At 67.1% G+C, this 14,103-nt stretch carries 13 protein-coding genes and 3 pseudogenes; 6 read left to right on the forward strand and 10 right to left on the reverse strand.

Annotated elements, in window-relative coordinates:
* Positions 1-528 (forward strand): annotated as a pseudogene (locus CG740_RS38055) (hypothetical protein); the annotation flags it as partial.
* Between the two features lie 55 nt (positions 529-583).
* Here CG740_RS38055 and CG740_RS38060 read toward each other — a convergent pair.
* A complete protein-coding gene (locus CG740_RS38060) occupies positions 584-805 on the reverse strand; it encodes a hypothetical protein (RefSeq protein ID WP_199846701.1) in 222 nt (73 codons plus the stop codon).
* Between the two features lie 526 nt (positions 806-1,331).
* Here CG740_RS38060 and CG740_RS38065 point away from each other — a divergent pair.
* A complete protein-coding gene (locus tag CG740_RS38065) occupies positions 1,332-2,066 on the forward strand; it encodes a dienelactone hydrolase family protein (protein WP_100579905.1) in 735 nt (244 codons plus the stop codon).
* 731 nt (positions 2,067-2,797) lie between these two features.
* Here CG740_RS38065 and CG740_RS38075 read toward each other — a convergent pair.
* The 7 genes and pseudogenes from CG740_RS38075 to istA all read right to left on the reverse strand — a co-directional run.
* Complete coding sequence (locus CG740_RS38075; protein WP_100579906.1) at positions 2,798-3,661, reverse strand: tetratricopeptide repeat protein; 864 nt, start codon at positions 3,659-3,661, stop codon at positions 2,798-2,800.
* A gap of 242 nt (positions 3,662-3,903) precedes the next feature.
* Positions 3,904-4,239 carry a hypothetical protein gene (locus tag CG740_RS38080; RefSeq protein WP_100579907.1) on the reverse strand — a complete coding sequence of 112 codons (336 nt, stop codon included), beginning with the start codon at positions 4,237-4,239 and terminating at the stop codon, positions 3,904-3,906.
* On the reverse strand, positions 4,236-4,469 hold the full coding sequence (locus CG740_RS38085) for a hypothetical protein (RefSeq protein WP_159030544.1): 234 nt from the start codon (positions 4,467-4,469) through the stop codon (positions 4,236-4,238). The genes CG740_RS38080 and CG740_RS38085 overlap by 4 nt, the downstream gene beginning before the upstream one ends.
* A 53-nt stretch (positions 4,470-4,522) precedes the next feature.
* Positions 4,523-5,020: a hypothetical protein gene (locus tag CG740_RS38090; protein WP_100579909.1), complete on the reverse strand. Its 498-nt coding sequence runs from the start codon at positions 5,018-5,020 to the stop codon at positions 4,523-4,525.
* 566 nt (positions 5,021-5,586) lie between these two features.
* Positions 5,587-6,039, reverse strand: a complete 453-nt coding sequence (locus CG740_RS38095) for a GNAT family N-acetyltransferase (protein WP_199846702.1) — start codon at positions 6,037-6,039, stop codon at positions 5,587-5,589.
* Between the two features lie 94 nt (positions 6,040-6,133).
* A pseudogene (locus CG740_RS40615) lies at positions 6,134-6,448 on the reverse strand (ATP-binding protein); the annotation flags it as partial.
* 201 nt (positions 6,449-6,649) lie between these two features.
* A pseudogene (istA, locus tag CG740_RS41395) lies at positions 6,650-7,738 on the reverse strand (IS21 family transposase); the annotation flags it as partial.
* A gap of 239 nt (positions 7,739-7,977) precedes the next feature.
* Here istA and CG740_RS38105 point away from each other — a divergent pair.
* The 4 genes from CG740_RS38105 to CG740_RS38120 all read left to right on the forward strand — a co-directional run bounded on the left by CG740_RS38105 (position 7,978) and on the right by CG740_RS38120 (position 11,468).
* Positions 7,978-8,166: a hypothetical protein gene (locus CG740_RS38105; protein WP_100579912.1), complete on the forward strand. Its 189-nt coding sequence runs from the start codon at positions 7,978-7,980 to the stop codon at positions 8,164-8,166.
* 702 nt (positions 8,167-8,868) lie between these two features.
* A complete protein-coding gene (locus CG740_RS38110) occupies positions 8,869-9,966 on the forward strand; it encodes a polyprenyl synthetase family protein (RefSeq protein WP_100579913.1) in 1,098 nt (365 codons plus the stop codon).
* A gap of 40 nt (positions 9,967-10,006) precedes the next feature.
* Complete coding sequence (locus CG740_RS38115) at positions 10,007-11,074, forward strand: polyprenyl synthetase family protein (protein ID WP_100579914.1); 1,068 nt, start codon at positions 10,007-10,009, stop codon at positions 11,072-11,074.
* 70 nt (positions 11,075-11,144) lie between these two features.
* A complete protein-coding gene (locus CG740_RS38120) occupies positions 11,145-11,468 on the forward strand; it encodes a hypothetical protein (RefSeq protein WP_159030546.1) in 324 nt (107 codons plus the stop codon).
* A gap of 607 nt (positions 11,469-12,075) precedes the next feature.
* Here the strand turns inward: CG740_RS38120 and CG740_RS38125 are convergent.
* Positions 12,076-12,774 (reverse strand): hypothetical protein, encoded by a 699-nt coding sequence (locus CG740_RS38125; protein ID WP_100579916.1) that lies wholly within the window; start codon positions 12,772-12,774, stop codon positions 12,076-12,078.
* 229 nt (positions 12,775-13,003) lie between these two features.
* On the reverse strand, positions 13,004-14,083 hold the full coding sequence (locus tag CG740_RS38130; RefSeq protein ID WP_100579917.1) for a terpene synthase family protein: 1,080 nt from the start codon (positions 14,081-14,083) through the stop codon (positions 13,004-13,006).
* Positions 14,084-14,103 lie beyond the last annotated feature (20 nt).

The following is a 14,103-nucleotide window of genomic DNA, read 5'->3' on the forward strand; positions in this document are numbered from 1 at the left end:
CGCAAACACCGGGCGGTGTCGCCGCCGATCGACAACCGGTGTCAGGACTCACCGATAAAGCCATACACGGGCATCCCGGAATCCTGCGAGGTCATCGTCCGAGCGGGCCTCCTGCACGTGGGAGCCGTCTACCGGCGGGGGGAATCCGAGCCCCGGTTCTCGGCCGACGCCTCCGAACTCGCCCGCACTCCCCTCGCGCTGCGCCAGGCAGTGGAGAGGGAGCGCAACCGGCCCCTGACGCGGGAGGAGTCCGAGGACTTCCTCGCCGTCCAGGCGAAGCTGCGCACCGTCCTGCCCGCAGACTTCAGTCCCCAGCTCGACCGCGCACTAGCCGCCCCGCTCCTAACGGCGTCGCGACCCGGCGGGCCACGCGTCTCGTCCGCGGCCGCCCGCTCACTCAGCACCGGCACCGTCAAGCGACCGGCCCAGCCGGAACGCGGCACCACGCCGCCCACCGATACACAGAACGCAGCACGCCAGCACCGTCCAGACAACGGGCCAGATCAGCGGCGCGGACGCGGCAAGTAGCAGACGCCGGCGCGAGGGGGCCCGCCGAACGGCGGGCCCCCTCGCGCCGGCGCGGTCAGTCCTGCGGTCTGCACACCCCGCATGGCCACAGGGGGCGCCCGATGGAGATGGGGCGCGCGGCGTAGATGGTGCCGGTCAGCTCGCCGGGCTCGAAGATCCGCAGCTCCAGACGCACGCCACGCTCTGCGGTCTCTTGACCCGGCAGGGGGTCAGGGTCGACAAAATAAAGGTCACTGACGACTACACCGAGCTGCTCGAACCCGAACGCGTACAACATCTCGACCTCCTGATGGAGTGGAAGATGCGTCTCGTCGCAGGCAGAGCCTATGGCGGTCCCTCCGCGCTTGGCGCCTACCTGAATCGGCCAGCGCGTTGCGACTCCAAGGCCGGGCAAGCAGGCTCGTCCTTGGTCGGTGCCGAGTGGGTGGGCGCAGCGTCTCGTCCGCCTTCTGGCGCCAGGCGTGTCTCAGAAATGCGGTGAGGGCCGTGCAGGCGCAAGCTCGGTGGTGAAGTCGCGGACAGCGCGGTGGGACGGGTTCGGGACCCAAGGCGTTGGTCGGAATCATTCTCGCGAACCGCGCTGTGGACTGGGTGTGCTGGTGTGGGCTTTGTTCGGTGGACTAGATTGCGGGGATGACTACCGGGACGGCATTGCGCCACACACGGATCGGTGACCCGGTGCCCTTCTGAGCGCCGTGCGGGCCAGTGCGCGCCCGCTGTTCGATCGAGGAATCTACGCTGCTGCGCGGGCGCCACCTCCGTCGTGTTGATCACAGGACACATCAACCACGACAGGAGAGTTCATGCCCACCAAGATGCTGCAGATTCCCACTGCGGACGGCCAGGCCGATGCGTTCGCCGCTTTCCCCGACGATGGCGTGCGGCACCCCGGGGTGCTGATGTACGCGGACGGTTTCGGTATCCGGCCCGTGGTGCGGGAGATGGCCCGCGAACTGGCCGGGCACGGTTACTACGTGCTCGTCCCCAACTTCTTCTACCGGCACGGCCCGGCACCTGTGGTCGAACTTCCCAAGCACATCGGAGAAGAGGCCCGGACCGCGGTCATGGCTCGGCTGATGCCTCTGATTGAGGCGCACACCATCGAACGGACCCTGCGCGACGCCGACGCCTACCTCAGGTTCCTCACCGCTCAGCCCGGGGTCGACGCCGGTCCGGTCGCGGTGACCGGCTACTGCATAGGCGGCCTCCTGGCGGTGCGCACCGCCGTGGCCCACCCCGGCCAGGTGGCCGCCCTCGCCGGATTCCATGCCCCCGTGGGCGCCGTCGGGCCCGACAACATCTCGCAGCTCACCGCTCAGGTCCACTTCGGCCACGCCGAAACCGACCTGACGCCCGAGGCCCTCGCCGAACTCAACGAGGCCCTGGACGCCGCAGGTGTCGACTACACCTCTGAGATCTACCCCGACACCGTCCACGGCTTCACCATGGCCGACACCGACGCCTTCAACCCCGCCGCACTGCAGCTGCACTGGGACCACCTGCTCCGCCTCCTCGGCCGCGCCCTGGGCAGCTGTTGAGGCCCCGGCCCGGAATCCGAACCTGAAGTGCACAGCTCCGCAGCCCTTGAGGCGTGTTGCGAGAGTGCTGGTCACAGCCACTCATTGACGGCCGCGACCAGCACTGTCGCTTCGTAGCGGACGGCAAGCTTGTCGTATCCCGTGGCGATTGCGCGCCCGGGCGGGACGTCGGTCAGGGCCGCCAGTGCGTCACGGCGGGGATCGGCGTGAGCAGGCGCCGGGCGGAGTTGAGCACACCGAGAGTAGGCCGGGGACGAGCGGGCGGGGTCTGTGTGTCCCGGCCCTTGGCTGGGGCGGGGGTGGTCAGGCTCGGGCTGAAGGCGGCCAGGAGGTCGCTCAGGCGTCGGCCGGGGTGGTCCTGGCCGGGCGTCCGCACGGCCGGGGGGCTGAGCCGGCGGGGCTGAGCACGAGCCGTCGGGATCGTCGCCGTGGCGTGTGGCAGCGGTTTTCCAGAGGGGCTGGAAGAAGCTCGGTTCGCCGTCCAGGAGCTGGACGAGGTGGCGAATGCTGTCCCAGTCGGGGACAAGGGTGCCCTCAAGGATCTGCGCGATGTGGTCCTCGCTCAGCGTGCAGCTGTCCTTGAGAGGCTCCAACACGTGACCTATCAGGGCCGTCTCCGGGCCCTTGCCGAGCGAGCGATCAGCTCGATTGACAGCGGCCACGCGGAAATCGCTCTGACCGTAGCTTCGTGAAAGGCCGGATCAGGACGCTGCCCTGGCGCTTCGGCGTTGTCATTCGCGCTCGCCGGCTCTCGCGAGCGTGGAGACCATGATCTGGGCTTCGGTGGGCCGATCCGCGAGCCGCCCTGCTTCGAGGATCGCCTCGTCCGTCATCCGCGCGCCGACCTGGTGGGCTCGGTGAACGGCGTCGACGTTCAATTGTGCGGTCAGTACGAGGAGCCAGCGCATGGCCTGCACGGGGTCGGCTTCCGTACCGACGCCGTCCCGGTACCAGTCGGCCGCGACATCCGCCGCGCCAGCGTGGCCGTTCTCAGCTGCCCGCACGTACCAGCTCAAGGCTTCCTCGTTGCGTCTGTCGGCTGCCAACTGGTCTCCCAGCACCGCGGCAGCCTGCGTGATGCCCCCGTCGGCGGCCTGGGTCAGCAGTCGGAGGTACTCGTCTCGGTCAGCGCGACATTTGCCTTCCCCCTGGGTGACCGCAGCGTTGAAGGCCCCGTAGGCGTCCCCTTTCGCGGCTGCCGCACGAAACAGCTCCAGAGCCTCGTCACGGTCCTCCTCCACTCCTTTGCCACGCACCAACATGAAACCGAAGGTGCGAAGGCCGGCGGCGTGACCAGCGGCGGCCGCGGCCCTGGCATAGCCGACCGCCATCGGAAGGGCGTCTTCGGTGAAGTAGTCCATCAAGACTCCCGCCATCAGAGCTTGCGCGGCGGGTTCTCCCGCATCAGCGAGCGGTCTGATGTGAGGGGCTGCGAATGTGCTGGCGGCGTTCGCGCCGTCCAGACTGCCCAGCTTGGCAGCCTCGATCCAGGCAAGCCCGGCATCTACCCAGCGTCCATCCTCAGCCGCCTCCTGCCCAGCGACGAGGAGCTCTTGTATCTGCGCCGACTCAGGTTGGGGCTGGACGGACGTCACGGAGGCTCCTGGAAAGAGTGCGGGTGGCGACCGGCCGATTGAAGCAGAAGCGCCTCTTCCGTACGGCATCGGCCCCGGCAGGACTGATGCAGCTTGATCTCCCAGGCCCTCAAGATCCTTCACGGAACTCAGGTCAGACCTGTTTTCAGGGAGCCCCATCAGTGCACGGCCACAGTGGAGCGGGCCCGCACCGTGATGGACGCTGCGTCCGTGATGGTGCGGGCCCCCGTGCAGGGCAGCGCTCAGTCGGACAGGTCGAGGGAGAGTCGGATTGACCGGGAGACGGCCTCCATCTCCTCGGGCGGCACGATCCCCAGGTAGGTCCCGGACGACAGGAATGAGGCAGTGACCGTGTGGAGCTGGGTGCCGATGACGGTGGCGGGCACCGGCTGCTCGATCGGGGCGGAGAGCAGGGTGTCGGGGGCGGTGCCGGAGGTGTCGCACACGGCGGTGACCACGGTGTGCGGGTAGGTCGACATCGCCGCATCCGCCTCGATCACCACGAAGGTGTGCTTGAGGCCGCGGGGCGTGGTCGCCCTCCACACCTGGCCGCGACGGACCGGCGGATTCGAGGTCACCGCCCGCCGCCGGCCGCCGCGTCGAGGGAGTCGAGCGCGAGCTCCTGGAGGTCGTCGGACTCGGCGGCACGCGAGCGCTGCCAGGCAGAGAGGCGGTCGGCGGCGTCGCGTACGGCCTGGGTCTGGAGGGCCTTTGCGGTGTAGGCGGAGACGTTCCCGTCTGCCTCGGTGCGGATCGCGGCCAGTATGTCGGCGGGCAGGGTCACGGTGATTCGCTCAGTAGCGGCCATACTCACCAGCATACCGAGCCGCACACTGAGTAGCACACCCGCCAGCACTGCGCTTATGGGGTAGAGCGGGGTGGTCGGGCGAGCCGGTGCAGGGTGCGGCACGAGATGTCTTCCTCCACGCTGATGCCCAGGGCGACGAAGAGCCCCGTGTCCTTCTTCTGCACCGCGACGGCGGCCCTCGCGGCGTCTTCCTTGTCCGGGTAGATCCAGAGACTGACCCGTCCGGTGTCCGCGAAGACGGCCATGTCCAGGAAGCCCTGTCGCTGGCGGGCGGTCTTCAGCTCGAAGCGGACTGTCAGCTCGAACCTCTGGGGCGCCTGCCCATACAGACGGAGGAGAACATGCTGGTGGTCGGGCGTGACGTTCCACCGGGCGTCGATGGTCGTGCCCGTGCTCTGGATACCAGTGCAGTCGAGGGAGGCCTCCGTGTACGCCTCGTCGAGGCCGTCCACAGCGTCTCGGGCCACCGGCACCATCACCATCAGGTGGGGCCCGCCCACGACGTGCAGGGGAAACGCCTCGGCGTCAATCGTCGCTATCGGAACGCTCATCGTGCGAGTTTATGCAGCTCACGCCCTGGCACGGAGACAACTTCGGTGAGGGGCTGGCGCCAGGGTGGTGAGCCAGGGCTGGTTCACCACCCCCACATGTTCCTCGGCCTGGCCATCACACGGACCAGCAGCCCCGGCGCCTTCCAGGCGCGGCGCGAGCTGCGCGGTCCGCCCGTCCTCGGGCGGGACCGATACCCGAAGCAAGCGTCTTACAGCCCCTAACGAAATGGGATGGCGGATGCGCCCCTGTCAAGGCGAGGATCGCTCGGTACTCGCCGATGAAGGGGCAGCTGTGAACGACATTGTTCCGAGAGAGCTGATCTCTCTTGCGGATGACGAGGGGAACTGTGTCGCCGTCAACATTCTGGGCTGGCTTCGTTGATCTCAAGGAACAGCGATTGTCGACCGGTTTCGGAGGCAGGTGGCGATTGCTGGGCTGATGGCTGTCGATGAGAAATGACGGCATGGTCGCGTCTGGGACGTGTCACGGCCTGCACTCATCACCGGGATGGGGTTGGTCGTGAGGGCGGACATGTCCGCGCTGTGGCCGGGAGGGGGGCGAATCTCTATGGCGTCATGTCACGTAGGTCAGGGCGGTTTCTGGGCAGTCCGAAGCCCGCCATCTGCTTCTCCTCGTAGGACAGGAAGCCCAGGCTCCGGTAGAACGCGTGGTTGCGCTTGCCTTCCGGTGACGACTCGTGGTCTGTGGAGAGAAGGAAGAAGCGGCAGTGCGAGTAGCGTCGCATCAGGTGGTCGACCAGGGCCCGGCCGACGCCCTGCCGGTGATGCGCTGGGTTGACCACGACGTCCTGGACGTAGCAGATGTGTTCATCGTCGGAGACGGTCCGGGCCAGTCCCAGGAGCATTCCTGAACCGTCTCGTGCGGTGATGACCAGGTGAGAGTTCCGCAGGCCGCGGCAGAGCTTGTCGACGTCGGCGGTGTAACCCTCCCAGCCGACCGAGTCGTAGAGGCTCAGCATCTCATCAGGATCGAAAACGCTCTCTTCCGTGATGAACACGCCAAACCCCCTGCGGCTGTGCGGCTTCTCGATGCCGACTTCTCACTGCATCTGACTTCACGCTCGTCGGCCACGTCAAGATCGGCAGTCGGCCTCAGCCAGCCTGGGCGGGTTGTTCGGTTCGGGCTCGGGTGCTGGCGAGGCGGTAGGAGTCGGTGCCGGTCTCGATGATGGTGCCGTTGAAGGTGAGGCGGTCGACGATGGCCACGCAGAGGCGGGGGTCGGTGAAGGTCTTGGTCCAGCCGCCGAAGGATTCGTTGGAGGCGATGGCGACGCTGTTCTTCTCCTCGCGTTCGGTCAGGACCTGGAAGAGGAGTTCGGCGCCGTGGCGGTCGAGTTCCATGTAGCCGAGTTCGTCGATGCAGAGAAGATCGACGCGGCCGTAGCGGGCGATCGTCTTGTTCAGCTGGATCTTCATGGCCTGGGTCCACCAGGCGTCGTGGACCGGGGTGAACTTGCCGGCCGAACGGGCCTGTTCGAGAGCGGTCGAGCCGGGGAAGGCGCCGGGCTTGCGGACCAGCACCTCCAGGTAGTGGTCCAGCTCCAGGCGGACGGCTCCCTTGGCAATCAACCGCTCATGGCGGGCCACTTCCACGTTCTGGTCGTAAACCACCAGGTGAGAGGCGTGAAGGATGACCCGCACCCGCTTGCCGATCAGCCGGATGGGGACCGAGTAGCGGTTCGTGCGGACCGGGATCTGGCCGTAGCGGTCGACCCGCGGGGTGAACAGCCGCCCGGTCTCGAACGGCTCCTGGGGCAGCGGCATCAGCAACGGCCGTTCGACCGCGAAGTCCTCGGAGATGGTCCGGGACCTGGAGCCGATCCGGCGGGCGTCGTCCTGCCGGTCCCACTGCTCGACCATCTCGTTCAGCTCGGCGAGCGACGACACCTCGGGGACCGGGACGAAGTGGTTGCGGCGGAAGTAGCCGATCTGCCCCTCAACGCCGCCCTTCTCGTGGGCGCCTTCGATGCCGGGGCGGCAGTAGAAGCTCTCGATGCCGTAGTGCGACTTGAACGCGAGCCACCGGTCAGCTTCCACCCTTGCCCGGCTCAGCCCGAGCACGCGGGCGACGGCAGCCTTGAGGTTGTCATAGCGGACCTTGCTCCGCGGGACCCCGCCCAGCGTCCGCAGTGCGTGGACGTGGCCTTCGAAGAACGCCTCCTGGCCGCAGGACGCGAACACGCGGTGGACGGCCTTGCCCGAATACGACAGGCGAAAGGAGAACAGGTAGCAGGTCACCAGCTCGCCGGCGAGGCGGATCGTCACGTCACCGAAGTCGACCTCCGCCTCGTGACCGGGCTGATGGGTCTGCGGGACGAACGCCTCCAGCGGAGCCTTGCCCGACTCGACCAGGATCTCGGGCTTCCGGGCCGCGACGTAATAGCGGACCATCCCGTAAGAGACGTCGGCGCCGTGTTCCTCGACCAGCCGGTGGAAGATCCGCGTGACCGTGTGCCGCTGCTTGCGCGGCGCGTCCAGGTCCGCCCGCAGGATGTCGTCGATCAGCGGCTTGTAGCGGTCCAGTCCGGTAGCCCGCGGCGGCAGCTTCTTGCGCAGCTCCGGCCAGGAGGAGTCCAATGCCTTCCGAACCGTCCGCCATGTCACGCCGTGTTTGCGCTCAAGCTCTCGCATCGACATGCCGCCACGGTGGTCACGCCGGATCGCCGCGTACAGCTCGACCTTCGACATCCGCGGCATGACCAGCACCTTTCACCAGGAGCATCCCGATGCTGCCCTGGCAAGAATCCCAGTGCCTCCCAAACTCGTCGACATCACCCATCCGTGGAACAGGGCGCCTCCCAAACTCATCGACAAGCGACGTCACTACTGCTCGATAAAGCCACACCCCCCAACCGTGGGAGACCGGGCAGCTCCTGGGTTACTGCGCAGGACCTGTCAGCCAGGACATCGAACGGCCCCAGGACGGCCAGTGGGGGATGCGCTGTGATCTGAAGGCCGGCTCCAGCGGCGGACCCCACCTGCTCGACTTCGACCACAACACCAAAACGGGAACCGTGGTCGGCGTCAACTCCAGCACCCGCACCACGGACGCAGGACCCGTCGAAGACGCGGCACCCCTGGACAGCACCGCCATGCTCCTCTACGCGCGTGCCCAGGTGGGCTGACCAGCTGGAGAAGGGCAGAGACGACAGGTTCCTCCGTATCCGAGGTTGACGCGGCCAGTGGGACGGTTGGACCGTCCACGCGCCGGGCCCAGCTCCGTGTTGGGATGGCCGCAGCGCCGCCGGAACGGCTCGCGGGGAATGCGAACGCGTGGTGCCGAAATTCGGTGCATGGCGAGGGCGTGCCAGAGAGGCAGCCGGTTCCCTGCGGTGAGCGGAACTGCTGGCAAGGGCATCTGCGTGTGGCCGTGTTCCCGGACGGGCTGGTGCGGACAATCGCTGCGTCCGCGTGCTCGATGTCGAGGTCACAGTGCGCTGGGGTCGGTAGCTGGTGCCACCTTGTGCACAAATGCACAAGGTGGCATGCCGGGTTCCTTTCACGCCCTCAGCGCGCCTTACGCCTACAGCCCCGTCGGGTGTCCACTGAGAGGAGATGGTCTCCAGGGGGCTCCTCGCCCGGACATGCCACACCGGAAGTCCGTGGGGCGCAGCCCCATGGTCCGCAGGTAGCCGGGGCGGGTCCCGCACGCCAGCGGCTTCTGGCAGGGGCCTCGGGCAGAGGAGATCGAGCACCCGATGTCCCGGTGTCTGGCGTCCGGTTGGGAGGACCAGGATCGTCGCCCGAGGTCGTTCCGCATCAGGTGGGGTAAGCGGGCTGCCGGCCATCTGCCCACCTCTTCGCCTACGACTGAGGACGGTTCTGGCATGAAGACTGCCCGTAACTTGCCTACTCCGCCATTGGATCTTGCTCTGTTGCGCCAGCAGGTCGAGACGGCGCTGGACGCTTTCCTGACTGCCAGGGCATCTCAGGGAAGCACCTCCATGCTGGCCGAGCTGGCAACTCCCTCGCTGCAAAGCCTTCTCCGTACTGGAGGCAAACGCATTCGTCCCACGCTGTGCGTGGTGGGCTGGCATGCGGCCGGGGGCTGCCTTCCCGCCCCGCAGCAGGTCATCCAGGTCGCAGCGTCCTTGGAGCTCTTCCACATCTATGCCTTCATCCATGACGACGTCATGGATGAGTCGGACACCCGGCGCGGCAGTCCCACGCTGCATTGCACGCTCATCGCCCAGCAACGTCAGCAGGGGCGCTCACAGGCCGAGGCTGAACGCATTGGTCAGGCGCTGGCCATCATGCTCGGCGATCTCTGTCTGGTCTGGGCCGACGAAATGATCCACACGGCAGGTCTCACGCACCAGCAGCTCCGCGCGACTCTGACACTGCTCGACGCCTCGCGCACCCAGACGATCGAGGGACAGCTCCTCGATCTGTCCTCAACCGGTCGGCCGACCGCAGACATTGACAAGGCTCTGGCGGTCTGCCGCCTCAAGACAGCCGTCTACACCATCCAGCATCCCCTGCAGACAGGGGCGACACTCGCCGGCGCCGGGCCGGCTTTGCGCGACTACCTCACACAGATCGCGTTCCCTCTGGGGGAGGCATTCCAGCTCCGCGACGACCTTCTCGGAGTGTTCGGCGATCCGGATGTCACCGGCAAGTCACGTCTGGATGATCTGCGGGAGGGCAAGCACACCGCTCTGTTCGCCCTGGCTCTGCGCAACGGCACAGCCGGCCAGACACGGGAACTCGAAAGCTGCGTTGGCCGGGCCGACCTGACAGAGGACCAGGGCGCACGGCTTCGGGAAGTCCTGACGGACTGTGGAGCGCGCAAGCAGGTCGAGCAGATGATCGAGCAGCGGTACCAGCGGGTGATGAGCCTCCTCGAAGCGCCCTCCGCGATCAATCCCGAAGCGCTGCCCCATCTGCTGAGTCTCACTTCCTCGCTCACGAGGCGATGGGCCTGACACGACACCGAGGCGCGACGAGAGAACGGAGAGTCCGTTGATGCACGAGCAGGCCCCGAGCGGCAGCGCACTGGCAGGCGGCCCTTCCACTCCAGCGGACGTCCTCGATGCGACAGCAGGGGCGAGGGGTGAGATACCGGGCCTCCTGCAGCGGGCGGTGCAGGAACTGCATCCGGGTCTGCGTCGCGTGAGTGCCTACCACTTCGGCTGGGCCGACGCCCAGGGACAGCCGATCACCGCCGCCAGCCCGGGAAAGCTGCTGCGCGCGAGGCTCACCCTTTTGTGCGCGGCGGCGGCCGGAGCTCCTTCCCGCATGGCGCTTGCGGGAGCGGTTGCCATGGAACTCGTGCACAACTACACCCTCTTGCACGACGACATCGTTGACGCCGACGAGTTGCGACGCGACCGTCCCGCCGCCTGGATCACCTTCGGCACCCCGATGGCCATCGTGACCGGAGATGCCATCATCGCGCTCGCACTGCGTCAGCTCCCGATGGCCGAGCCTGGCGGCCGACAGGCTCTGGTTGTGCTTCTGGACTCGCTGGCGGGCCTGGGCGATGGTGAATCTGCCGAGCTGGCCCTGGAAACCATCGCCAGCTCTGACGTCACCTACGACCACTACGCCGAAGTGGCTCAGAAGACCACGGCGCTCCTGAGTGCCTGCGCCGGAGTCGGGGCGTGCCTGGGCGGAGCCGACCAGATGCTCACGGCAGCCCTGCAGAGCGCGGCGGTGAACGTCGGCCTTGCCTGGCAGGCCGCCAACGATGTGGAAGACATCTGGGGAGACTCACGCGTCACGGGCAAGATGTCGTGCAACGACCTGCGCAGCGGCAAGAAGACGCTGCCCGTGATTGCTGCCCTGCGCAGTGGAACCGAAGCCGGCAACCGCCTGGCCATGCTGCTGGACCAGGGCGAGCGCCTGGGGGAGGTCCAGGTGGAGGAAGCCGTCCGGCTGGTTGAGGCGGCGGGTGGCCGGCGGTATGCCGAGCGGTTGTCCGCCCGGTACTTGCAGACGGCCCTCGACACCCTCCGCGGCCACGCAATGGTCCCTGCGGTGAAAGAGGAGCTGGCGCAACTGTTCAATGTCATCGTCCTGCGCTCGGAGTGAGACCCAACGCTGTTTTTGCCCAGGCTCCCGCCAGGAGATGACAGCATTTCGCAGCCTCGTGGCGGCCCGCATGCGTATGCATCTGCGCGAGCAGACGTATCAGCTGAATGGTCACGGTGATCAGTTCGTGGCGCAGTGTTTCTGTCGGTGCCTGGTGGAGGAGCGGGAGAACGTCCTGTTGAAGGAACCGCGACAGGACCTCCGCCAGATCGGAACTGTTCCTGTCGCCGGTGAGGCGCTGAAACACACCGGCCAGTGCGTGAAGGCACCCCACGTCCCTGTGCTGAACTTCCGCGGCGCCCACCCGTTGCCGCGCGGCTCCGCCCTGTGGGTGCCGGTCCGCATCCTCCCCGGTAACCGATGGCAGAGGGCCACATCCTCGTTGCGCTTCTGACCGTGAGCAGACGCGACGGGCGGCCACGTGCTGCCCGCTGACCAGGGGGTACAGGAGGCTCTCCATGACAGCCGTGGCCTCCATCGCGGATTCGGGTGTCTGGGTGCTCAGGCCGGCCGACAGCGACGACAGCCCGGCTTCGTGCACCACCACCGGGCGGCCCAGTTGGTGTGAGAAGTACTCCAGGAGCAACTGCGGGGATGGAGGCCGGGGACGGGTGCCCATGAGCCACCGCCGGACGGCGCCTGCCGAGCAGGAGTAGGCATACCCCTTCTCGGTAGCCAGCGCCTCCAAGGCGGCTGCTACGCCAGCCGGGCTGTCCCCAGTCTGCGTCAGCAGATGCTGAAGACGGACGTTGCATCCGCGGGTCATGCGCGCCTCCTCGCAACCTCGTGTTCAGGGTGGCTTCGTGGCCGAAGAGCCGTGCCCGGGGCTCGGAGCCCCGGGCCACGCCCCATGCCTGGAGCTCGGCTCAGACGCACAGCGAACCCGCCGACCAGAGCAGCCCTGCCGGTGTACGCGGCAGGGCTGGAGGGCTCAGGCAGCGCGGTTGGTGATGATGGCCCGTCACTGTGTAGTTGCACGGGGGCTTGTGCGGCAAGTCCTGTCAGCGGTCAACGACCGCTGCCGGTGCGGTGATTGCGAGGTTGCGCTGGGTGTTCCGTACAGCCACGAGGTAGACGCCGCTGGCGACGACCGATGCGAAGACCGTGTAGAGGACGAAGTCCATGTGGGCCAGACCCACGCGGAGTCCGACGACGAGCTGCCAGGCACCGGTCGTGAGGGACTGGATGAACCACACGGTGGCGATGGCGACGGACTGCCCGGTCAGGTTGCCTCGCGTGTAGAGCATGGCCGGATAGAGGAATGAGATGGAGAGTTCCGTCAGCGCCGCCGTGTAGAGGCCGTAGGTGTCGTGCAACGGACCCACGAGCAGGGGCAGGACAGGCGCGAGGACTGCCAGGGCGATGATCAGGAGCAGGTAGAACGTACGGGGCTTGACACGCCTGAAGTGAGCGGGGCCGTACAGCACGATCTGCAGCAGGGGGGCAAGGTCGAGCAGAGCGAAGAAGCCCAGTGTCTGCAGCGGGACTCCGGGTAGCCACGATGTGAAGCCTCCCGAGATGACAGTGAGATCGTAGGAGAAGTAGAAGAGGACGGAGACCGGCGGTACGGCCAGCACGCGCTCGCGGAAGCCGCGGTGGATGACCATGACGTACCAGAGCACGTTCAGGACCAGGGCCACGGCTGTGACCGCGTAGAGCACCGGGGCACTGGGGTGCCAGTCGGTGGCAAGAATGGCCATGTATACCTCCCTGGGACACAGCAAGTGGGGAATTCGGGGGCCTTTGGGCAACCAGCTGGACTGGGCGGGCCGCGGGACCGGCCGCAGAGGGTATAGACGTTGCCGACTGCTGCGTATCTGTCCTGGCAGCCGGATTCGGCGCGGGCCGGCCGGATCTGTCGGTTGCAGTGCCGCAAGCCAGGGGACGAAGACAGCAGCTCAAGAGGGCACCTTTTGCGTCCGCTTGGAGTCAAAGGGGGCTTGTACCGTCCTGCGACCACCACCAGGCGATGGACGCAGGTGCGGCGATGCCGTTGACCGTCGGTCCGGGTGCCCAGCGGACCGGTTGGGGGGCGCCGGTGCCGACATAGCGTGGGGCCGTTGCGGACCAATCGATGTTGGCCCGGATCGCGTGCCCCAGGTCGTCGAGGAACCGGGCAAGAGCGGGCTCGGCATGGTCCAGCAGGCTGCGGCGCAGACGGAGAAAGAGCTCCATCGCTTGGTCCCGCAGGGCTACGACGTGATCGACGGCGCGCGGGATGTCGCAGCGGTAATGGCGGGCCATCACGGTGACGGCATCCTGAGCGGCCTCATGCGCGACGTGATGTTCTTTCGCGTAGGAGTACAGGTCATTGTCGAGGGACGTCACCAGGGTGACCGCCTCGACCGCGGTCCGGACGCGGGGTGAGTCGACTACATGGCCATCGAGCTCCATGCCGTTGACGATTTCGGTCAGGGCGAAGACCGGCGCGCCCCCGCTGGTGCTCAGACGTTGAACCAGGAACTCATCCAGCGTCGGAATGATCTTCCGCTCGCGGTTGGCTGTTTCCCAGAGCACTCCCAACAGCCAGCGTCGCAGGCCGTTCTCGAACCGGTGGACCTGTGTGACCGGGCATGCCTGCGCGATCCGCCGAACGATGTCTTCCAGGGCATAGGCGTGTGGGTTATCACCCAGCAGCCGCGAACCGGGGGCCTCCAGACAGCCCATCAGGCGTGCGGCGAGATCGATCAGATCGACGCTGCGCAGCGTCCCTTCGTGCTGCTCGTCGATGGAAAATCCCCAGTAGTGCCAGAGCACCGAGATCAGCAGAAGATCTTCGTTCTCGGCGTGGGGCGAGATGCGGCAGACCGCTTCAGCGGCGTTGGAGCCGAGCATACGGTCGCGCTCCTCGGGGCCGGCGCACAGCCCCATCGAGTCGATCCATGTCAGGGCTTGCGCTTCCAGCGCAGCGGCGCGCGGATGGATGGCAGGCTCGACGGGGCAGTAGAACGCCGGCAGCTCGAACGCTGCCTCGTTACCAGCGGGCTCCTTGAGTGAGCTCTCGTGCATGACAGGTCCGTTCTCTCGCG

Origin of the sequence: Streptomyces sp. CB01201 (assembly GCF_002803085.1) — a bacterium.
GTDB lineage: Bacteria > Actinomycetota > Actinomycetes > Streptomycetales > Streptomycetaceae > Streptomyces > Streptomyces hundungensis.

Bases quoted from the DNA above. Each gene is read 5' to 3' on its own strand.
- CG740_RS38060 (WP_199846701.1), bottom strand. From the start codon at position 805: ATGTTGTACGCGTTCGGGTTCGAGCAGCTCGGTGTAGTCGTCAGTGAC.
- CG740_RS38065 (WP_100579905.1), top strand. From the start codon at position 1,332: ATGCCCACCAAGATGCTGCAGATTCCCACTGCGGACGGCCAGGCCGAT.
- CG740_RS38110 (WP_100579913.1), top strand. From the start codon at position 8,869: ATGAAGACTGCCCGTAACTTGCCTACTCCGCCATTGGATCTTGCTCTG.
- CG740_RS38105 (WP_100579912.1), top strand. From the start codon at position 7,978: ATGCGCTGTGATCTGAAGGCCGGCTCCAGCGGCGGACCCCACCTGCTC.
- CG740_RS38085 (WP_159030544.1), bottom strand. From the start codon at position 4,469: ATGGCCGCTACTGAGCGAATCACCGTGACCCTGCCCGCCGACATACTG.
- CG740_RS38115 (WP_100579914.1), top strand. From the start codon at position 10,007: ATGCACGAGCAGGCCCCGAGCGGCAGCGCACTGGCAGGCGGCCCTTCC.
- CG740_RS38125 (WP_100579916.1), bottom strand. From the start codon at position 12,774: ATGGCCATTCTTGCCACCGACTGGCACCCCAGTGCCCCGGTGCTCTAC.
- CG740_RS38090 (WP_100579909.1), bottom strand. From the start codon at position 5,020: ATGAGCGTTCCGATAGCGACGATTGACGCCGAGGCGTTTCCCCTGCAC.
- CG740_RS38130 (WP_100579917.1), bottom strand. From the start codon at position 14,083: ATGCACGAGAGCTCACTCAAGGAGCCCGCTGGTAACGAGGCAGCGTTC.
- CG740_RS38120 (WP_159030546.1), top strand. From the start codon at position 11,145: ATGCGTATGCATCTGCGCGAGCAGACGTATCAGCTGAATGGTCACGGT.